Source organism: Ruegeria sp. AF7 (assembly GCF_056541885.1).
On record NZ_JBQFYX010000001.1, the window covers coordinates 1,056,947 to 1,078,171 of the forward strand.

Genomic DNA, 21,225 nt, shown 5'->3' on the forward strand with positions numbered 1-21,225 from the left:
ATTTGAAATGATGACCGAACAATCGACCAAAACGCTTACTCTTGCCGAGGTTCGGGCGCTGGCGAAATCCGTACTTGTTTCTGCCGGAGTTAATGCACAGGGCAGCGATATTTTGGCCGACATTGTTACCCGGTCCGAGCGGGACGGACCGCGCAGCCACGGATTGCGTATGCTACCGGTCTATGTCCAAAGCTTCACCTCGGGCTATGCAAACGGCAATGCGAAACCCAAGGTAGAAAAGGCTGCCCCGGGCGTTTTGCGCGGTGATGCCGATAACGGATATTATCAGGTCGCCGCAGCAGAAGCCCGCGACACGTTGATCGAAATGGCGCAGGAATACGGCATTGCCGCGTTCACCTGCGCAAATTGCCACCATCTGGGCGCGTTGCGGTTTGACACCGAACCGCTGGCCGAGGCTGGTCTGGTAGCTTTCGCCGTGATCAACTCATTGTCCATGGTGGTGCCGCAAGGCGGGGTGCGCCCGGTTTTTGGCACCAACCCGATGTCTTTTGCCTGCCCGCGCGAGGACGGTGCGCCGATAGTCTGGGATCAGGCGTCTTCAATGGTTGCTTTGATGGATATCCGCATGGCCGCAGCCGAGGGGCACGACCTGCCCCGCCCCTCCGGGCTGGATCCTGACGGCCAACCCAGTACGGACCCGAACGCCATCCTGGAAACCCGCAGCCTGTTACCTTTTGGCGAGCACAAGGGCGCCGCAATCGCTTTCATGGTTGAGGTGTTGGGTGCCGCCCTGGCTGGTGGAACCCTTTCCGTGGACAATCAAGAACGCGAGACGTTCGGAGCCCTTAACATCAAAGGCGGTGCGACACTGATAGCGATTGGTCCGACGCGGTTCGGCAACGCGGACTTCAATCAATATATCGCGCGCATTTGCGCAGAAATTGTCGGCAATGGGAACGCCCGTGTTCCGGGTGATGGGCGTCTGGCCAAACGGGCGGCAGCCGAGGCTGACGGTGTTGTGGTGAGCACCGAGGTTCTGGCCGCGTTAAACGCGTCCTGAAATACCCGCGCTTAGCTGACTGGCTAGAGAGCCTTCCTGCGACACGGGCGGCTTCAAGCGCCAATCCAGATTTGCCCAGGCGGTAATCTTGCCGAACCATGCACCGATGCAACAATCCATTCTCCCCCCGGAGCCTCTGTCCATTGCGGTCTAAGACGTCGCACTTATCAACCGCCGCCCGAAACAAACAGCCTGGAGAAGAAGTCAAACAGGTCAGCGTGACACTCTAATGGCAGGATATGCGCCACATATTGGTCCGGCCTGACGACGACCATACAGCCCTTTATCCGGTCAATTCCGCGCATTTCGTAGATGTCTTCGCGCCTCTTGTGATCAACACAAAAAACCTTTTCGAAGTCGCGCAGGCGGTACCTGCCCTTCTCGGGTTTCAAAAGAGACGGCATATCTTCATAATTCAGCGATTTGAAATCCTGCGGGAAGATGGCCCGAAGGTCTATCAAACCGTCGATGTCTTCGTATGGGCGCGCAAACCGTCGCAGAGGAGAGTTCGGATCGCTTTGCAAAGCCTCGCAAAGGTGATGGATCGATCCGCCTTGCGTACCTGCGTCTCCCTGTCCAGCGAAGGCATAGAGCCTCCAACGCGCATCCGCTTCGGCCACATGTCCCAATTGCATAGGCATGGCATCCGCAAGCCGGACAACTGGTGCGGAATGAAATCGCTTGCCTATTACCAGCCCACGCGCCAGATGCTGGTGAACCGGTTCGGCGACCAAGTCCGAAGGCCCATAGTGAACAGATAGCCCGCCGGTGAATTCCAGATTTTCGATAAACTGTTTTTGAAATCGGGGCATATCAGTGCTGTCAAGCTCTGACTCGCCTGGTGGTGCACTCATGATCCGGGCCCATTTATGGTCGGTTTCGACCAGTCTTTTGGCCTCTTGCAAACGCTCGGCCGAGTAGCTGTGAAGAAGATCAGGCTTTGATCTTCCCGTCAGCACATGCACCAGTTTCCAGCCCAGGTTGAAAGTATCGCCCATCGACACGTTCATCCCCTGACCTGCCTTGGGACTATGCGTGTGGCAGGCGTCGCCCGCCGTGAACACGCGCGGGGTGCGTGTTGCAATTTCATGCTGCGGGACATCGTCGAACTTGTCGGTCAACCTGTGCCCAATCTCGTAGACCGACCACCAAACGACTTCTTTTACGTCGATGGAAAAAGGACGCATGATCCAGTTCGCGGCAGCGATGATATGGTCAGCCGTCAGATTGCGGTTGGCGACCCGCTCATCCGGGTTCAGCTTGTCAAGCTCGACATACATTCGGAACAAGTATCCGCCCTCGCGCGGAAGGATCAGAACGTTTCCTTCCGAAGCCGATTGAACAAGGCATTTCCGCCGCAAATCGGGAAAATCGGAATTCGCCAATATGTCCATAACGCCCCACGCCTGATGTGCGGCGTCGCCTTGCAGCTTACCCCCGATAGCCCTGCGCACATTGCTGCGTGCACCGTCACAGCCTACGACATAGTTCGCACGTACTGTAAGCCGTTCAACCACGTCGCCATTTTCGCCCAGGCGTTCAAGCTCTGCCCTGACAGGGTGATCCGTGGAACCGGTATCAATCGTCAAATCGCTGACACGAAGCCCGTAATGGGGTTGCAGCCGCGTTGGAGCGTTTCTCATCACCTCCAGAAACAGCTCATGAATCCGGGCCTGATTCATCAAGGTATGTGGCATCTCGGATTGATCGTCGGCCACGTCCTGCACCGTGCCCGCCCGGCGGATGTGGTCCGGGTTTGCGGGATTGGGCGTCCAGAATGCCGTTTGGTTGACCCAATACGCTTCGCGCTTCACTTTCTCAGCGAAACCAAACGCCTGAAACATCTCCATCGAACGGACGTTGACACCGTCCGCCTGGCCTTTCTCCATCGGACCCGGTTTTTGATCCACGATCATTGTCGAAATTTCGGCGAACCCGGCCAGTTGCGCCGCAAGGCAAAGCCCGGCCGGTCCACAACCCGCGATCAGAACATCAACCTTTTCGGGGAGGGTTGTGGGGTGGATGTGGTGACCGAACGCAGCCGGTTTGATATCCGGATCACCCGGACGAAATCCATCAACGTAATATTGCATTGTCCCCTCCTCCGCAGGTTCACGCAATTTTAATAACTATACTTACTAATTCCTGTCAACAAAGATATGTACACTCACTAATTGCCGCGGTAGTTCTGAAAAAGTGACGGCGTAAAGTGATTTCGGAGGTTTTGAATGAGTATTTACGGAATGGCGGGTCACCTCATCCGCAGGCTCAATCAGATTTCAACCCACGTGTTCTCGGTCCGGATGCAGGAGGCCGGGATCGACCTTACATCCGTTCAGTACGCAGCACTTGAAACAATTCGCGCCGAACCCGGCATTGATCAGGCGACAGTCGCAGCGAAAATCGCCTATGACCGCGCAACAATCGGCGGGGTTATCGACCGGCTGGAGCAGAAAAACTACGTCAAACGCTCGGTCAGTCAACGTGACAGACGCGCGCGAGAGGTCACCTTATCCGAAAAAGGAAAAGACATCCTAGCGGCAGCTGCGCCAGTCGTAATTGACCTGCAAAATGAGATCCTCGAAGGGCTAACTCCGAATGAACGCGAAACTTTCCTGAAGCTCGCAGGCAAGGCAGTTGAAGCTGTCACCGACGATAACACACGGTCTTGAATTCCACCGCGGGCGCTGGTCCAATTGAAACAGGGAAAGCAAATCCACCGTTTTCGCGCTTTAGTTACCGAAAACAGAAACTAAAATCTAAGAAATCTCAATTTACCTTTGAGCCAACCGAGGGCAATGTAATCCTGAGAGGATAACTTGGCGTCCGCGCATAACCTGTCTGTTGCGTAGCGTTTCGACGAAAAGGTTCACATGTGTGAGCATTCTGTTTTCCGAAAAGGACCTGAAACCAAACACTAAGAAAGTGGATCAAAATCGTTATAAAACATAACTAATATGAGCAATCATGAACAGGGGATGATACTCATAGGTCATCTAGGGAGGAGACCATGACCAACTTGCGCAGAACCATACTCAAATCTGCAGTGGCGGCGATTGCTTTTGGCGCCATGTCAACCACTGCCATTGCGGCCGAAGTGACACTGCGGATGCACCAGTTCCTGCCAGCACAAGCCAACGTACCCAAGAACGTTCTGGATGTCTGGGCCGACAAGGTCGAAGCGGACTCGGATGGCCGGATCGAAATTCAAAGGTTTCCGTCCATGCAGCTTGGGGGTAAACCCCCCGAACTGATCGACCAGGCCATTGATGGTGTGGCCGACATTGTCTGGACGGTGTCCGGATATACACCGGGCCGCTTTCCCCGGACCGAAGTGTTCGAACTGCCGTTCACCATGACGAATGCAGAAGCCGTCTCACGCGCCTATTGGGATCTGGCCGAAGAAACTATGATGGACGATGACTTCAAGCAATTCAAAGTTCTCGGGCTCTGGGTGCACGGGCCCGGTCTGATCCATTCAAAGGAGCCGATCGAAAGCATCGAAGATCTGAACGGTGTAAAGCTGCGCGCACCGACACGCGTAACGAACGGCCTTTTCAGCTCGCTTGGGGCGACCCCGGTTGGCATGCCTGTTCCCGCGGTACCTGAAGCGCTGTCTAAAGGCGTGATCGACGCAACTGTGATTCCCTGGGAAGTGACCGGCGCCCTGAAGGTCAACGAACTGGTCGGAAACCACACGACCTTTGGCGATGACACGCTATATACCACCACCTTCATCTTCGCGATGAACAAGGACCGCTGGGATGCATTGCCGGATGATCTGAAGGCCGTCATCGACGCCAACTCGGGCGCTGAATTCTCGGCCTTCGCAGGCAAGCAGATGCAGGCCGATGATGACGGGCCACACAAGCAGGCGATGGAACGCGGCAACAACATCATCACCCTGAGCCCGGAACAGGTTGCGGAATGGAAGGCAGCATCACAGCCGACCACTGACGCCTGGATCGCCGAGATGGATGAAAAAGGTCTGGACGGAACCGGCTTGCGCGCCCGCGCGCTCGAACTGATTTCGCAATACTCCGGCAACTGATCCGGTCGCTCTTCCGGCGCTATTTCCCGCTGGGAGAGCAATCCCTTTGGAGTTGATCATGCAGAAACTGGTTGAGCGCATCGCGCGCTTCATGGCCGTTCTCGGCGGTGTGGTTCTGACTGCGCTGGTCCTGCTGACCTGTGTCAGCGTGCTGGGGCGCGGCTTGAACACGCTGGGTCACTCGGACATTCTGACGTCACTGTCGGAAGCAGCGGCAAATGCGCTGATTGCATCGGGCGTCGGGCCGGTGAATGGCGATTTTGAACTGGTCGAAGCCGGCGTTGCATTCGCCATATTCTCGTTCCTGCCGATCTGCCAGCTCTACGGCTCTCACGCCACGGTCGATGTATTCACAAACGCCCTTCCGGCTAAGGTGAACAAGGTGATCATCACGTTCTGGGAAATCGTCCTGTCGCTTGTCATCCTTTTGATTACATGGCGCCTGTTTGTCGGCATGCAAAACAAGCTGGACTATGGTGAAACGACCTTTCTGCTGCAATTTCCTGTTTGGTGGGCCTATGGGCTAAGCTTTGTTGCCGCCCTTGTCGCATCACTTGTTGCTGTCTATTGCGCCGTCGCGCAGGTCATCGAGCTTGTCACCGGGCGTCATATCCTGCCCTATCGCGGGGAGGCCGCACATTGACCATGCTCGAACTGGGCTACGTGTCCTTTCCCGTACTTCTTATAATGATTTTCCTGCGCGCACCGATTGGCCTTGCCATGTTGCTGTGCGGGATTGGCGGGCTGTATTTTGCCATGGGTGGCACCAGCATGTTCATGGCCAAGCTTAAAACCGAAACCTACTCTACCTTCTCCAGCTATTCGCTGACGATCATTCCGATGTTCCTGCTGATGGGGCAGTTCGCGACATTGTCGGGCATGTCTTCGGCCTTGTTCAAAGCGGCTGAAAGCTGGTTGGGCCACCGCAAAGGAGGCGTCGCCATGGCGGCAGTTGGCGCTTGTGCCGGATTTGGCGCAATATGCGGGTCCTCCCTGGCCACCGCCGCGACGATGAGCCGTGTCGCGCTGCCCGAACTGCGCCGCTACGGCTATTCCGGCGGGTTTTCGACCGCAACGCTTGCTGCTGGCGGCACATTGGGCATTCTGATCCCGCCTTCGGTGATCCTTGTGATCTATGCGATCCTGACGGAACAGAATATCGCCAAGCTGTTTCTCGCGGCCTTTGTCCCCGGCATTCTGGCAGCGCTCGGCTATATCATCACGATTTCGATCTATGTGCGCATGTATCCTGACGCCGCCGGCACCCGCGAAGCGATCCCATATCCTGAACGCGTACGGGCACTGCTGGATGTCTGGCCTGTCCTGCTGGTTTTTGGCCTTGTTGTTGGTGGCATCTATCTTGGCTGGTTCACCCCAACCGAAGGCGCAGCCGTGGGGGCGGCGGGAACCGGGTTGATCGCTCTGATCTCGGGCAATCTGAACTGGCAGGTCTTCGTCGAAAGCATCATTGCCACGGCCTCAAGCACGGCGATGATCTTCTTCATCGTGTTGGGCGCAGGGCTGTATAACAGTTTCCTAGCGCTCACTCAGGTACCGCAGGAACTGTCTGGCTGGGTCGTTGGACTTGGGCTCAGCCCGTGGATGGTGTTGTGCCTGATCCTGGTGTTCTATCTGATCTTCGGGTGTCTGATGGACAGCCTGTCAATGATCCTGCTGACAATCCCGATCTTCTTTCCGGTCATCAGCGCACTGGATTTCGGCATGAGCCCCGAACATGTGGCCATCTGGTTCGGTATTCTGGTTCTGATCGTTGTCGAGGTCGGGCTGATCACCCCTCCGGTCGGAATGAATCTGTTCATTATCAACGCTATGGATCGTTCAACCCCGATGACCCAAACTTACAAGGCAGTGATGTGGTTCGTCACCTCTGACATCATTCGGGTCATGATCCTGGTGCTGTTTCCAGCCATTACCCTGTTCCTGATCCCCTAGCTTAGACACCAACAGCGGTCCGGAGCAGGCCCATCCGAAAATAGGTATGAGATACAACAATGATTGAGCATACTAAATTGGAGAGAGCACCATGCAGTTAAGTGGATGTGTCGCGCTGGTCACCGGCGGCGGAAGCGGGTTGGGCGCTGCAACGGCAAGGCATTTCGCCGCCAGCGGAGCAAACGTTGCCGTTTTGGATTTCAATGCTGAAGGTGCGATGGCAGTCGCTGACGAAATTGGTGGCCTTGCCCTGCAAGCCGATGTCAGTGACGAGGCCGCCGTGAGTGCCGCGTTTGGGAAGGCAATAACCCATTTCGGGTCGGCACCCAGAATCGCCGTCAGTTGTGCAGGCGTCGGCATGGCGGCCAGGATCGTCGGGCGCGAAGGCAAGCTGTCATTCGACGTGTTCGAGAAAACTCTGCGCGTAAATCTTTTTGGCACCTACAACGTGATGAGCCACGCAGCGAGACACATGGCCAAGCTGGACCCGCTGGCTGACGGTGAACGCGGTGTGATCATCAACACGGCGTCGGTTGCGTGGCAGGACGGTCAATTGGGTCAAGCCGCATATGCCGCGTCCAAAGGGGCAATCGCTTCGATGTGCCTGCCTGCCGCACGGGAACTCGCACAGTCGGGTATTCGGGTGATGGCCATCGCACCTGGCCTGTTCCACACGCCAATGATGGAAGGCTTGCCGGAAGAGGTCACTGCCAAGATCACTGCGAACATTCCCTTCCCGGCCCGCCTTGGCGAAGCGCGCGAGTTCGCAATGCTCGCCGAACAGATCGTTGAAAACCCGTTTTTGAATGGCACCACTATTCGACTTGACGGCGCCGTTCGTCTGCCGACCCGGTAAGGAGTTCCCCATGGACAGCCAAATCCTGAACATTGAGGTCAACGGATCCATCGCGACCCTGACCATGAACCGCCCCGACAAGCGAAACGCGATGTGCGAGGAACTGTTGGGCGCGCTGGATGATTTCTTTTCTGCACCACCCAAAAATGTACGTGTGGTGATACTGACCGGAACTGAAGGGCACTATTGTTCCGGATTGGACCTGTCCGAGCATGTTCATCGTACAGCCGAGGAAAACCTGCATCATTCCCGCCACTGGCACAGTGTCATGGACAAGATCCAGTTTGGTGGGCTTGCGGTTGTCTCGGCCATGTTTGGTGCCGTGATCGGCGGCGGGCTGGAACTTGCCGCGGCAACACATGTTCGCATCGCTGAACCTTCGACGATCTTTCAGCTTCCCGAAGGCCGACGCGGAATATTTGTCGGCGGCGGTGCGACCGCGCGGGTCGGTCGCCTGCTGGGGGCCGATCGGATGACCGAGATGATGTTGACCGGCCGCAAATATGGTGCCGACGAAGGGGTATCGCTGGGGCTTGCACATTATAGCGTGGGTGAAGGCGAGGCTTTGGCGCTGGCCCAAAAGCTGGCAGGTAAGATTTCCCGAAACGCGCCACTGTCAAACTATCTGATGATTCAGGCGGTCGCGCGGATCAATGAAATGTCGCAAAACGACGGGCTGTTTACTGAATCGCTGGCCGCGGCCCTGTCGCAAACAACACCGGATGCCCAGGAAGGACTGCGGGCCTTTCTTGAAAAGCGCGCCCCGAACTTCAGGTGAACACATGAAAAGGAAACATGAACACACGCCAGAAGACAGCGCGCCAAACACGATCAGCGATGCCACGCTGCGGGGCTTTGTCGGTTATCGCATGAAACGGGCCTTCAATGTGGTGCAGGAAGACCTGAAAACAACTCTGCGGCCCTTTGATCTGCGAATGCTGACATATACGGCACTGGTTCTCATCGTCGATAACCCCGGTTTGCGGCAGTCCCAACTGGCTGACGCAATGGATATCGAGCGCCCGAACCTTGTCGTCATCATTGACGAGCTGGAGCGCAGGGAACTGATCGTCCGCGACCGGGTACCCACCGACCGGCGCGCCTATGCCCTCAGGACGACACTGGCGGGCAGGCAATTATATGAAAAGGCAGTCGCCGCAGTGACCGCCCACGAAGGCAAGCTGCTGGCCGGTTTGGATGACGCAACCATCACCACCGTATTCGATGCCCTCAGGACGATCGAAAAAGCGAGGAAAAGGGGCTGATCATGCAACGCACATCGGAATACCTGGTGCATTCTGTTTCGCGCGAAGATCGGGCCGACGGCTCCATCCTGCTAAAATCGAACCACACTCTTGGTCCTGTCGTCGACAAAACCGGTGTCTGGCTGCACGCCTGGGCCTCGGACGCGCCTGACCGCACGTTCATTGCTGAACGCAGCGGCGCGGGATGGCGCAAGGAAAGCTATGCGACCACGCTTGAAAAGGTGCGAGCCATCGCAAGCTCGCTATTGGGGCGTGGGATGGGGCCTGACACACCGATCCTGATCATGAGCGGTAACGGTGTCGATCACGGTCTGCTAAGCCTTGCTGCTCAGTATATCGGCATACCAACAGCCCCCGTGGCTGAGCAGTACGCGTTGATCCATGGCGCGCACGGCCGCCTGCGCCATGCCATCGAACTGGTGCGCCCGAAGATGGCCTATGTCGTCGATGGGGATCAATACCGAGAGGCGCTGGAACTGGATGCGCTTCAAGGGGTCGAAATCGTAGCCAGCCGACAAGGCAGGAACAGTCAGGTCACAGCGTTCGACGAACTTCTCAAAGGGGATGTCAGTGTCGATCTTGGGGCCGCCTATGAACTGGTTGGCCCCGCCTCCGTCGCCAAGATCCTGATGACCAGCGGTTCAACCTCGGCCCCGAAAGGGGTCATCACGACCCATCGCATGATGTGTGTGAACCAAACCATGCTGGCCGACGCGTTGCCATTTCTGCGCACGCGTCCGCCCCGAGTGGTCGATTGGCTGCCATGGAACCACGTCTTTGGCGGATCACATAATTTCAACATGATGCTCGCCAACGGCGGAAGCTTCTACATCGACGACGGCAAACCGGTAGCTGGTCTGTTTGAGAGGACGCTGGAAAACCTGTCCATGGTCACCGGCACGCTCAGCTTCAATGTTCCCGTAGGTTACGGCATGCTGCTGGGCGCATTGCAGCGGGATGGCAATTTGCGGCGGCGGTTCTTCGAAGAACTTGATCTGATCTTTTATGCGGGCGCTTCACTGCCTCAGGACATCTGGTCTGGATTTGAACAGATGGCGCTGGATGTCAAAGGTGAGATACCGCTGATGACCTCGTCCTGGGGACTGACCGAGACAGCGCCCGCCACAATGATGCAGTCCGAGCCCATTGATCGTTCCGGGGTTGTTGGCGTTCCGATGAACGGCGTGACTCTCAAGCTGATACCGGATGAAGACATGCGGTGCGAAATGCGCATCAAAGGGCCAAACGTGATGCCCGGGTATTTCAACGAACCCGAAAAGACGGCCAGTGTTTTCGATGAAGAAGGGTTTTTCATTACCGGCGACGCCATGCGGTTCATCGACCCGCAGGATGTGAATAAAGGTATGAAATTCGACGGCCGGATTTCTGAAGATTTCAAGTTGCTGACCGGAACATGGGTGCGTGCCGCGCAATTGCGGATGGACTTGTTGACCTGCCTTGCGCCTCTTGCCTCAGATCTGGTCATTACAGGTGCCGACAGAAATGAGATCGGCGTCATGGTCTTTCCCGATGTCGCCGAGCTGAAGCGGGAAGGATTTGACCTGAGCGACGACAGTGGCGCCTACCGCTGCAAACTGCTGCAAGGTGAAATCCACCGCCGTCTGGCAGAGCGCGCACGCGAGGTATCGGGCAGTTCCACACGGGTCGGGCGTGCCATTGTTCTTAGCGAGCCCGCCTCAATGCCCGAGGGCGAAATGACCGCCAAGGGGAACCTCAATTTCCGCAAAATACTGACACGACGGCAAAATTTACTTGAGCGTCTTTATGACGACGCCGACCCGGCAATCGTAAAGATCTGAGAAAGGAACGAACAGATGGTCGATATCTCCAAGGTTCGCGCAATCGACATTCACACCCACGCTGAAGAACCCTGCGGGTGCCACTCGGACGATGGCTATGACGACCTGCAGGCAACCATGGCCAATTACTTTGGCGCTCCGTGGAGCCACCCGCCTACGGTTCCCGAGACTGCACAGCACTATCGCGAGCAAAACATAGCCGCGGTGATCTTCCCGGTCGATGCCGAGCGGGAGACCGGCTATCGGCGCTACAAGAACGAAGAAGTTGCCGCATTGGCGGCGGAAAATGACGATGTGCTCATCCCGTTTGCGTCAATCGATCCGCACAAGGGCAAGATGGGCGCACGCGAGGCGCGCCGCCTGATCCGCGAATTTGGTATCAAAGGATTCAAGTTTCATCCGACGATGCAGGGGTTCTACCCCAATGACCGCATGGCTTATGACCTTTACGAGGCAATCGCGGAGGAAGGCTGCATCGCCCTGTTTCACACAGGCCAGACCGGTGTCGGTTCGGGCATGCGCGGCGGTAACGGAATGCGGCTTAAATACTCGAACCCGATGTTCATGGATGACGTCGCCGTCGATTTTCCGGATATGAAGATCATCCTCGCCCATCCGTCATTTCCCTGGCAGGAAGAAGCTCTGTCAGTGGCGCAACACAAGCCCAACGTCTATATCGACCTGTCCGGCTGGTCACCAAAGTACTTCCCCGAGATTCTGGTGAAATACTGCAACTCGATTCTCAGGAAAAAGGTCCTGTTTGGGTCCGACTGGCCAATGATCACTCCTGAACGCTGGCTGTCGGATTTCGAGAAGATCAATATCAAGGACGAACTGCGCCCGGACATCATCAAAGGCAATGCCGCGCGCCTGCTGGGACTGACTGAGTGATGCTGCCCCCTGCCCCATCGCGCCCCTACCCAGTCACTTTGAACGTCGACAGTGCCAAACCGCCAGAACCGGGCCGCGTCGTGACCACCGAAATCGCTAGCTGTCGGGTAATATGACCATGAAGCCATTCGAAGCCCCGCTTGCGGACATCTTATTCACGTTGAACCACGTAGCCCGGGCTACCGAGCTTCCAGACTGGGACGCTGACCTGGCTGGTGAGATCGGCGAACATTTTGCGGCCTTCGCGCAAGGTGAAATTGCCCCGCTAGACGAGCCGGGAGACAGGCAGGGATGCTCGCTGGAAAACGGTCGCGCATCCATGCCCGACGGCTTTGGCCAAGTTTACGCAGCATATTCGGAACAGGGCTGGCCCTCACTCACCGTGCCTGAAGAATATGGAGGTCAAGGGCTTGGTGCCCTGATGCTGGCAATCACCTCCGAAGTGTTTTCTGGCGCAAACCACAGCCTTCAGATGGTTACGGGATTGGTTCCGGGCGCGGTGCGTACCTTGTTGCGCTTTGGTACAAAGGATCAGCAATCCCGGTACGTTCCCTCTCTGGCCTCGGGTGAAACTCTGGCCACCATGTGCCTGACTGAACCCGGGGCCGGGTCTGACCTTTCACGCGTGCGCTGCCGGGCGGAACCTGCTGAGGATGGATGGAAGATCACGGGCGAAAAAATCTTTATCTCTGGCGGTGACCAGGACATGAGCGATCACATCCTGCATCTTGTGCTTGCGCGCACGTCCGATGACGGCGTCAAAGGTTTATCGCTGTTTCTATGCCCCAGCACCTGCACTGACGGCAGCCGCAACCACGTTACCGTAACGCGCATCGAGGAAAAGATGGGCCTGCATGCCTCACCCACGTGCCAGCTGGCATTTGATGGGGCCAGAGCCGAATTGATCGGAGCCGAGGGTGAAGGCCTGATGGCCATGTTCACCATGATGAACCACGCCCGGCTTGATGTCGCCCTACAGGGAGTCGCGCACGCCGCGCGGGCCTACGACATTGCCAGTAATTATGCCAGTGAAAGGGTGCAGGGACGCAATGCCGACGGCCAACTGGCAACACTGGATCAACATGCCGACATCCGCCGCATGCTGGATCAAATCGACTGGCTGGCAATCAGTAGCCGCAGTCTTGCACATCTTGCATTTGTCACCTTGGAACGGGCTACGTCACCTGACCTGGTTGATTTTCTAACCCCGGTTGCCAAGGTCTATTGCACCGAAGCCGGTATCAAGGCCGCCGAATTGGGTATGCAGGTACTGGGCGGCTATGGCTATTTGCGCGAATACCGGCTGGAGCAGACCTATCGTGATGCCCGAATTACCTCGATTTACGAAGGGGCCAACGGCATACACGCGCGTATGCTGGCAACACGTCTGGCCGCAGGGCCTGCGGGCGACGCCTTTGCCGAATTTGTTTCGCAAGAAGCCGAGCATTGGACATGCAATGCGATTTCGGACGCACTGAACACTTGGCAATCCGCTCGCCGAAAGCTGAAACAGGGTGACAGCGCGGCGATGGCGCATGGGTTCATGCAAACGACGATTGATACCGCTCTGATCTGCCTACGGGCGCGGCTGCGCAACGCCGCGAGCCTTCATCCATCCCCGGAACGGATCAAACGCATTTGTGGTTGAGGGTTTATCCACACGCGCCGATTATCGACAACCAATTCCCGCCACCAATCGGACTGAAAGACACACAACATGACAGATCCAAAAGTGCTTATCGCGGGTGGTGGAATTGCCGGGTTGTCGCTGGCACTGACACTGCATCAGATTGGCATCGACTGCACCGTCTTTGAAAGCGTTCGGCAACTGTGCCCGCTGGGTGTCGGAATAAACCTGCAACCCAACGCCGTGCGCGAGTTGTACGATCTGGGTTTCACGGCTCAGGATCTGGACGGGTTCGGCGTCCCTGCGCAGGAATGGGCGCTTGTCGGGTTGAACGGGCGCGAGATTTACTCGGAACCGCGCGGAACTTTCGCCGGTTACAACTGGCCGCAATACGCAGTACATCGCGGCGCGTTTCACATGGCGCTTTACCAGCGGTTTATCGAACGCGCAGGCCCGGATGCCGTGCGCCTTGGGTCTCGGGCCACGGGGTACCAGACCAATGCGGACGGGACGGTTACAGTGCGGCTGCAAACTGATAAAGGGGCCACCCACGAAACGGGTGCCATTCTGATCGGCGCCGACGGTATCCATTCAGCCCTCCGCGCCCAAATGCATCCAAGCCAACCTCCGATCCATTGGGGAGGTGCCGTCATGTGGCGCGGCACAACATTGGCAAAGCCTGTGCGCACGGGTTCCTCCTTTGTCGGACTGGGTACGCATAAGAAACGAATGGTGATCTACCCGATCTCGCACCCCGACCCCGAAACCGGCTTGGCGCTGATAAACTGGATTGCCGAAGTCACCCACGATGACCCGGCCGCGCATGCGGCAACCGGATGGTTCCGGCAGGTTGAGGCCAAGGATTTTGCGCATCATTTTGACGGATGGACCTATGATTGGCTGGATGTTCCAGCTCTGATCCGCGGTGCGGGTGTGACATATGAAAACCCAATGATCGACCGCGATCCGGTTGAAACGTGGGTTGACGGGCCGGTTGCCTTGATCGGAGACGCCGCCCACCCGATGTACCCCACCGGTTCGAATGGGGCCAGCCAGGCGATCATGGACGCCCGCGTTTTGGGGGCCAGCTTGCTCAAGCATGGCGTGGGTCCAACCGCGCTGGCGGCTTATGATGACACGCTGTGCGGGCCGGTTTCAAACCTTGTCCTTTGCAATCGGGGTGCCGGGCCTTTTGGCCTGTTGAATTTGGTCAACGACCGCTGTGCCGGTGTGTTCGACGATATTGAAACGGTCATTCCCTTGGCTGAAAGAGCCAGTTTCATGGCCAAATACAAAGCTGCCGCCGGTTTCGCGCGTGACGCCCTGAACAGCGCACCGCCAACGATTGCGCCCGGCTCGCAACTTGTGCGGCAGGCATGATGTAAAAGCCTTCGGGGATTGAACATCTGCACCCATGAAAACACCGCTTCGCCGGACTTGTGTATCGCCCGCAAAATCACTCGCTGCCGTGAACGATTTTGCGGTACCCCAGCTTGCCCCTCTGAATTTTCGTTTGTGGCGAAACGACCAACAGCTAAACGGAAAGAATGCACCGGATCAGACCTGTCTGAACGCCAGACATGGTTTGATCGAAGAAAATTAATTTCATTGCACCGCCTTCTCATGTTCAATTGCACGCAAGGCGGCATGACCAGCGAAAGGATTGATAATGCAGGATCATGGATATGCGTCAGGACGACTGAACCTACCTTTCGTTGGAATATCGACCTTTGGAAAATCTCCGTATGTCGAGGATTGGGATAATATTGATGCGGATGTTTGTGTCCTTGGTGCCCCCTTTGATTTCGGCACGCAATGGCGCGCCGGGGCAAGGTTCGGACCTCGGGCCGTGCGCGAGGCTTCGACCCTGTTCAGTTTTGGACATGCCGGTGCCTATGACCACGAAGACGACGCAACCTATCTGGACAGTTCCGTGCGTATCGTGGATTTGGGGGATGCGGATATCGTCCACACAAAGACCGAGGTCAGCCACGAAAACATCGCCTATGGTGTTCGCAAAATCCTGACCGCCGGGGCGCTGCCGCTTGTGATCGGCGGCGATCACTCTGTCAACATTCCCTGCATTTCCGCGTTTGAAGATGATTGTGCACAGAACGGCCCGATCCACGTGGTTCAAATCGATGCGCATCTGGATTTCGTGGACGAGCGTCACGGTGTCACCAATGGCCACGGCAACCCCATGCGGCGGGCAATCGAGAAAGACTATGTCTCAGGGATGACCCAATTGGGCATTCGAAACGTCTCGTCAACCGCCAAGGAAGGATACGAGGACGCACGCGCACGTGGATCAGACATCCTGTCCGTGCGTCAGGCGAGAAAGCTGGGAACCGGGGGCGTTCTTGAACGCATCCCCGAAGGTGCTCGGTATTATGTGACAATAGATATCGACGCCTTTTGCCCCTCTATCGCGGCGGGGACCGGGACGCCAAGCCATGGGGGATTTTTGTATTATGACGTTCTGGATATCCTTCAGGGCCTCGCTAAACGCGGCAATGTCGTCGGCATCGACCTTGTCGAAGTGGCACCAGCCTATGACCCCAGCGAAAGCACGCAGATTTTGGCCGCGCAGCTATTGTTGAATTTCCTGGGTTTTATCTTTCACGAACGCGCCGGTCGCGAGAAATGAAGGGGGGGAGCGTTTGCTCCCCCCCTCTTTGTATCAGGCATCGATGATGTTGTGGCCAGGCCCATATGGGAAGCCGGTGATGTTCTCGGCGCCGTCTTCGCCCACCACCAGAATATCATGCTCGCGGTAGCCCCCTGCACCGGGTTGCCCTTCGGGGATCCACAGCATGGGCTCGATTGAAACGACCATGCCAGGTTCCAGCACGGTGTCGATATCCTCGCGCAGTTCCAGACCGGCCTCGCGCCCGTAATAATGGCTGAGGATGCCGAAAGAATGGCCATACCCGAACGAGCGGTATTGCAGCAGCCCCTCATCGGCAAAGAAACGGTTGATCTCGGCGGTGATGCCTGAACAGGTCGCACCGGGTTTGATCAGGCTCAGACCCAGTTCATGGGCCGCCACATTGGCTTTCCAGAGGCGCAAGCTGTCAGCGTCCGGCTCGCCCAGAAACAGGGTACGTTCCAGCGCAGTGTAATAGCCTGAGATCATCGGAAAAGTGTTCAGCGACAGGATATCGCCTTTTTGCAGGGCGCGTTTTGTCACCGGGTTATGCGCGCCATCGGTGTTCAGCCCGGACTGGAACCAAACCCAGGTGTCGCGATATTCGGCATCTGGATAGGCGCGCGCGATTTCCTCTTCCATTGCGTCACGGCCCGCCATGGCAATCTCGATCTCAGTTGCGCCTTCACGGATGGCCGCATGGATTGCCGCCCCGCCAACGTCCGCGGTGCGTGCCCCACCCTTGATCAATTCAATCTCTTCGGCGGATTTGACCATGCGCGCGGTCATTGTATCCGGCGCGATGTCAACCAGTTCGGGGGTACCCAGCATCCGCAGGGCGGTGTCGCGGGCGGCCAGCGTCATGTGGTCACCTTCAATGCCGATCCGCTTAACATTGCCGATCAGGCTTGCAACCGCACGCCAATAGTTGTCGCGCTTCCAGTCAGTATAAATCACGTTGTCTTCGACCGACCGGCGCCACGGTTGCCCGGCGTCGATGTTGGCCGAAACGGTGGTGCAGGCCTCTTGGGTGACCACGCAGCCATACGGACGGCCAAAGGAACAATACAGAAAGCCCGAGTAGTAGGCGATATTCTGCATCGATGTCAGCAGAATCGCAGGAATATCACGTGCGGCCATGATGCTGCGAAGCTTGCTGAGACGGCGATCATACTCCCCCTTGCTGAACGGCAAAGGCGCTTTGTCACCATTGTGGCAGGTAAAGAATTCGGGGCGTTTCGTTGTGTCGGTCATCACTTGGTCTCTCATCTTTGCCGGGCGACAAATCCCGGCCACATGTCCCGGCGTTCAGGACAGGCGGTCTCGGGGTCCGAGAGCCGATCATCCCCTTAGACGCCGCGACGCCATCGCAGCGGAGATGAACACGTGAATCGTTAGATCAGACAGAATGCTCCGTCAAGCGGGTGAAAGCCCCCGCAAACGTTCGGACCGACGCCGCAGCAACTCAACCGTAGTCAGCAGCGCAATCGACAGAACCACCAGGATCGTCGCAACCGCCAGAATGGTCGGGCTGATCTGTTCCCGCAGGCCCGTGAACATCTGCCACGGCAGAGTCTTCTGACTGGCTGAGCCAACGAACAGAACCACCACAACTTCGTCGAACGAGGTGATGAAGGCGAACAGGCCACCCGAGATCACACCCGGCAGAATCAGCGGCATCTGGATCTTGAAGAAGGTCCGCACCGGCCCTGCCCCCATATTCGCAGCCGCCCTCGTCAGCGAACGATCAAAGCTCACAAGCGTGGCGGTCACAGTGATGATCACGAACGGGATACCCAGAACGGCGTGCGCCAGGATGACTTTCAGATAACCCACAAAGTTCTTGTTCATGCCCAGCGTGCCTTCAAGGAACCGACCGATATCGCTGTAGAAAAAGAACATGCCAGTGGCCGAGATGATCAGCGGAACGATCATCGGCGAAATCAGGATACCCATGATAGCACGGCGGCCGGGGACGTGGCTCTGGCTGAGACCAATGGCCGCCAAGGTGCCAAGCGAGACCGAGATGATTGTGGCAATCGGGGCAATGATCAGCGAGTTCTTGAAGCTGCGTTGCCATTCATTGTTGGTAAAGAAATCGCGGTAGTGCTTCAGCGAATACCCTTCAGGGTCAAGCCGCAACATCTCGGGCGTGAAGGTAAAAAAGTCCTGTGCGTTGAACGACAGCGGCAAGACCACAAGGATCGGTGTGATCAGGAAGACGAAGATCGCACCGCAGATCACCCGGAACAGGTAGTGGTAAAACACCTGCTGCGCGGTCAGGTACGGCAACAGCTTGCGCCGGTATCGCCCTTCGTACAACCAATAAGTAAACCAGGCGAAGAACCAGCCCCCCAACAGGCCAAGTACTCCCCCCATTGGGCCGGACATCAAAAAGCCCGCGATGCCAAAGCCGAGGATATTGATCCAGCGGGCCAACTGCTCATTCTTTAGAATGTTGATGTAAATCCATGCCAGTCCGGCAATCACGATGGCACCGCCCACGATCCCTAGCAGGACCGAGCCGTTTCCGGCGCCGACAAAGATACCAGCGAATGCTCCGGCCAATGCAACGCTGGGCAGAACCATCGACATAGGTTTACGGGATATCGGAGTAAGTGCGGCCATGTCGATTATCCCAGCTTCACGTTATCAATGCCCACGATCTTGTCGTAGACCCAGTAGAGCAGCAGAACGACCGCCAGAAGTATCGTTCCCAGCGCCGCCGCCAGTCCCCAGTTCAGTGAGGACGAGATGTGATAGGCGATCCGGTTCGAGATGAAGACACCTTTGGTACCGCCCACGATTTCAGGCGTGATGTAGTAGCCAATCGCCAAAATGAACACGAGGATTGAACCCGCGCCGATACCCGGAATAGATTGCGGGAAGTAGATGCGCCAGAACGTCGTCCAGTTGGTCGCACCCATGGATTTCGCGGCACGCGTGTAGGATTCCGGAATGGTCTGCATCACCGAATACATGGGCAGGATCATGAACGGCAGCAGGATATGCGTCATTGCGGTGATCGTACCGATCTGGTTATTGATGATCACCAGTCGCGCATCGTCAGCCACTAACCCCAGCCAGACCAGCGTTTCGTTGATCACGCCCTGTTGTTGCAGCATCACCTTCCACGCCGACGTCCGCACCAACAGTGACGTCCAGAACGGCAGAAGCACAAGGATCATCAGCAGATTTGAGACACGCATCGGCAACGTCGCCAGCAAATAGCTGACCGGATAAGCCAGCAGGATACAGGCACCCGTTATTACCAAAGACATAAACAGCGTTCGACCGAACAGCTTTACAAGGATTTGCTTGTCTTCGGGTTGTGCCTGCGCGCCGTCGGGAGTTCTGCGCATATCTACCGCATTCAGGAAATAGCCATTGGTGACCGTGGGCGAATGGGTCTTGATCACCGCCCAGGTATTCGGGTCACCCCACCCTTCGTGAATCTCGATCAATTGTTCCTTGAACGGCCCGTCGGTTTCCGGGTCAAGCTTGCCCAGCTTGCGACCGGACCGGCGGAACAATGATGACATGCCGGTTTCTTCGTAGTTCAGGCGCGAGCCCAGACGGGTATGTGTCTTGTTGTCGACAGCCACGACCATGTCGCGGACAAAGGCGTCGTAGACGGCCTCATCCGGCAGCTCGCCACTTTGGACATCCCAGTCTTTCAGGGCTTCAACCGTCAACGGAAGGGTTTCCGACACCAGGCTGTTCTCCACCGAGCGGAACAGCATCGATGCAATCGGCACGATGAAGGAAAACATGACAAACAGCAGCAGCGGAGCTACGAGCATCAAGGCCCGCAGTTTCTGCCGCCGCAGTGAACGTGCCAGCGATTGCTTGAGCGGCGTTCCGTCCGCTGCCAGCATCGGCCCCACATTTTGGCTTGCGTCAGTCATGTTCGCCCCTTGGTTTCTCTTTGGTTCGGGGGCGGCGCACCGCCCCCCGATCAAGTCATGAAATCAAGCGCTTATTGCGCAAGCCAAGCCTGGAATTTGGCTTCGATATCATCGCGATAGTCTGCCCAGAACTCGTAGTTATACAGGAACGTGTTCTTGGCGTTCTCCGGGTCGGTCGGCATGTGCGGCGCCATGTCGATACCCAGTTCTGCGTGCTGACCCACCAGCGGAGCTGACGAGGCGCGGGCCGGACCGTACGAGATGTACTTGGCTTGATCCGCCAGGCGCTGGGTGTCGGTCGCAAACATGATGTAGTCCAGCGCACGTGCCTGACGCTCTTCGCTCAGACCGGCAGGGATGATCCAGCCGTCAAGGTCGAAGATCTGCGCGTCCCACAGCATCGCGACGGGCTGCTTCTGTTCTTCGATCACGCTGAACAGACGACCGTTATAGGTCGAACCCATGACAATTTCGCCGTCAGCCAGAAGTTGCGGCGTGTCTGCGCCGGCTGACCACCAGACAACATCGTCTTTGATCGTTGCCAGCTTAGCCAGCGCCTGATCCTGTCCTTCGGATGTTGCCAGTACGTCATAAACGTCATCCTTGGCGACGCCGTCACAGATCAGAGCCCATTCCATGTTGTTGATCGCACGCTTTTCGAGCGAGCGCTTTCCTGGATAGGTCTCGGTATCGAAAACCGCACAGACGTCAGTCGGTGGCGTATCACCAACCAGATCGGTACGATAGCCGAAGGTTGTCGAATAGACGATCTGCGGGATAAAGCAGTCGCTGACCAGAAGGTCGCCGAAGTCATCCGCCGCCGAGGTACCATCGGGCGCAGGGGCCAGCATGGTGTCGGGATCGATTTCCAGTGCCAGACCCTCGTCGCACAGGCGGATCGCGTCAGCTGCCACAACATCTACCACGTCCCATGTGATGTTGCCCGCTTCGTTCATTGCGCGCAGTTTGGCAACGGCTTCGGCCGAGCTGTCATCGTTCAGAATGGTGATACCGGTCTTTTCCGAATAGGGCTCGTGATACGCCTTCAACTGCGACTTTGAATAGGCACCGCCCCAGGAAACGATGGTCATCTCCTCGGCTGAAACAGTGCCCGCAGCCGTCGCAATTGCAGCCGCAGTGAGCATGATCTTGGTTGGTTTCATGTGTTACTCCCAGTTCATCCCGT

The 21,225-nt window shown here is 57.0% G+C and carries 18 protein-coding genes; 13 read left to right on the plus strand and 5 right to left on the minus strand.

The features are described from left to right. The first annotated feature begins 7 nt into the window (after positions 1 to 7). On the plus strand, positions 8 to 1,021 hold the full coding sequence (locus tag ACR0AP_RS05280; protein ID WP_480505725.1) for an Ldh family oxidoreductase: 1,014 nt from the start codon (positions 8 to 10) through the stop codon (positions 1,019 to 1,021). A gap of 167 nt (positions 1,022 to 1,188) precedes the next feature. Here ACR0AP_RS05280 and ACR0AP_RS05285 read toward each other — a convergent pair whose 3' ends face one another. Beyond that, positions 1,189 to 3,114, minus strand: a complete 1,926-nt coding sequence (locus tag ACR0AP_RS05285) for an FAD-dependent monooxygenase (protein ID WP_480505727.1) — start codon at positions 3,112 to 3,114, stop codon at positions 1,189 to 1,191. A 135-nt stretch (positions 3,115 to 3,249) separates the two neighbouring features. On the opposite strand from ACR0AP_RS05285, the gene ACR0AP_RS05290 reads away from it, so the two are divergent. The 12 genes from ACR0AP_RS05290 (at position 3,250) to speB (ending at position 16,131) form a co-directional block, all read left to right on the plus strand. Further along, positions 3,250 to 3,693: a MarR family winged helix-turn-helix transcriptional regulator gene (locus ACR0AP_RS05290; RefSeq protein WP_480486113.1), complete on the plus strand. Its 444-nt coding sequence runs from the start codon at positions 3,250 to 3,252 to the stop codon at positions 3,691 to 3,693. A 338-nt stretch (positions 3,694 to 4,031) separates the two neighbouring features. Next, positions 4,032 to 5,072, plus strand: a complete 1,041-nt coding sequence (locus tag ACR0AP_RS05295) for a TRAP transporter substrate-binding protein (RefSeq protein WP_480476338.1) — start codon at positions 4,032 to 4,034, stop codon at positions 5,070 to 5,072. 58 nt (positions 5,073 to 5,130) lie between these two features. Then, positions 5,131 to 5,715: a TRAP transporter small permease gene (locus tag ACR0AP_RS05300; protein WP_480486114.1), complete on the plus strand. Its 585-nt coding sequence runs from the start codon at positions 5,131 to 5,133 to the stop codon at positions 5,713 to 5,715. Next, entirely contained in the window at positions 5,712 to 7,025 is a 1,314-nt protein-coding gene (locus tag ACR0AP_RS05305; RefSeq protein WP_209504353.1) for a TRAP transporter large permease, read from the plus strand. Before ACR0AP_RS05300 ends, ACR0AP_RS05305 begins: the two co-directional genes overlap by 4 nt. A 91-nt stretch (positions 7,026 to 7,116) precedes the next feature. After that, complete coding sequence (locus ACR0AP_RS05310) at positions 7,117 to 7,881, plus strand: SDR family NAD(P)-dependent oxidoreductase (protein ID WP_480505729.1); 765 nt, start codon at positions 7,117 to 7,119, stop codon at positions 7,879 to 7,881. 10 nt (positions 7,882 to 7,891) lie between these two features. Then, the gene (locus tag ACR0AP_RS05315) at positions 7,892 to 8,659 is read left to right on the plus strand and encodes a crotonase/enoyl-CoA hydratase family protein (RefSeq protein WP_480505731.1); all 768 of its coding nucleotides are present in this window, start codon (positions 7,892 to 7,894) and stop codon (positions 8,657 to 8,659) included. A 4-nt stretch (positions 8,660 to 8,663) separates the two neighbouring features. Beyond that, on the plus strand, positions 8,664 to 9,146 hold the full coding sequence (locus tag ACR0AP_RS05320) for a MarR family winged helix-turn-helix transcriptional regulator (RefSeq protein WP_480505733.1): 483 nt from the start codon (positions 8,664 to 8,666) through the stop codon (positions 9,144 to 9,146). A gap of 2 nt (positions 9,147 to 9,148) precedes the next feature. Beyond that, positions 9,149 to 10,966, plus strand: coding sequence for a feruloyl-CoA synthase (locus tag ACR0AP_RS05325; protein ID WP_480505735.1), 1,818 nt, complete (start codon positions 9,149 to 9,151; stop codon positions 10,964 to 10,966). Between the two features lie 15 nt (positions 10,967 to 10,981). Continuing rightward, positions 10,982 to 11,857, plus strand: a complete 876-nt coding sequence (locus ACR0AP_RS05330; RefSeq protein WP_480505737.1) for an amidohydrolase family protein — start codon at positions 10,982 to 10,984, stop codon at positions 11,855 to 11,857. Positions 11,858 to 11,975: 118 nt separating this feature from the next. Further along, positions 11,976 to 13,505 carry an acyl-CoA dehydrogenase family protein gene (locus ACR0AP_RS05335; protein ID WP_480505739.1) on the plus strand — a complete coding sequence of 510 codons (1,530 nt, stop codon included), beginning with the start codon at positions 11,976 to 11,978 and terminating at the stop codon, positions 13,503 to 13,505. Between the two features lie 69 nt (positions 13,506 to 13,574). Then, positions 13,575 to 14,864, plus strand: a complete 1,290-nt coding sequence (locus tag ACR0AP_RS05340; RefSeq protein WP_480505740.1) for a flavin-dependent oxidoreductase — start codon at positions 13,575 to 13,577, stop codon at positions 14,862 to 14,864. A 289-nt stretch (positions 14,865 to 15,153) separates the two neighbouring features. After that, positions 15,154 to 16,131 carry an agmatinase gene (speB, locus tag ACR0AP_RS05345; protein WP_480505742.1) on the plus strand — a complete coding sequence of 326 codons (978 nt, stop codon included), beginning with the start codon at positions 15,154 to 15,156 and terminating at the stop codon, positions 16,129 to 16,131. Between the two features lie 33 nt (positions 16,132 to 16,164). Here the strand turns inward: speB and ACR0AP_RS05350 are convergent, their stop codons facing one another. The 4 genes from ACR0AP_RS05350 to ACR0AP_RS05365 all read right to left on the minus strand — a co-directional run bounded on the left by ACR0AP_RS05350 (position 16,165) and on the right by ACR0AP_RS05365 (position 21,202). After that, positions 16,165 to 17,385 carry an aminopeptidase P family protein gene (locus tag ACR0AP_RS05350; protein ID WP_480505744.1) on the minus strand — a complete coding sequence of 407 codons (1,221 nt, stop codon included), beginning with the start codon at positions 17,383 to 17,385 and terminating at the stop codon, positions 16,165 to 16,167. Between the two features lie 162 nt (positions 17,386 to 17,547). Then, positions 17,548 to 18,759: an ABC transporter permease gene (locus tag ACR0AP_RS05355; protein WP_267365892.1), complete on the minus strand. Its 1,212-nt coding sequence runs from the start codon at positions 18,757 to 18,759 to the stop codon at positions 17,548 to 17,550. A 5-nt stretch (positions 18,760 to 18,764) separates the two neighbouring features. After that, entirely contained in the window at positions 18,765 to 20,039 is a 1,275-nt protein-coding gene (locus ACR0AP_RS05360) for an ABC transporter permease (protein WP_480505747.1), read from the minus strand. A gap of 71 nt (positions 20,040 to 20,110) precedes the next feature. Further along, a complete protein-coding gene (locus tag ACR0AP_RS05365) occupies positions 20,111 to 21,202 on the minus strand; it encodes an extracellular solute-binding protein (protein ID WP_480505749.1) in 1,092 nt (363 codons plus the stop codon). Between the last annotated feature and the right edge of the window lie 23 nt (positions 21,203 to 21,225).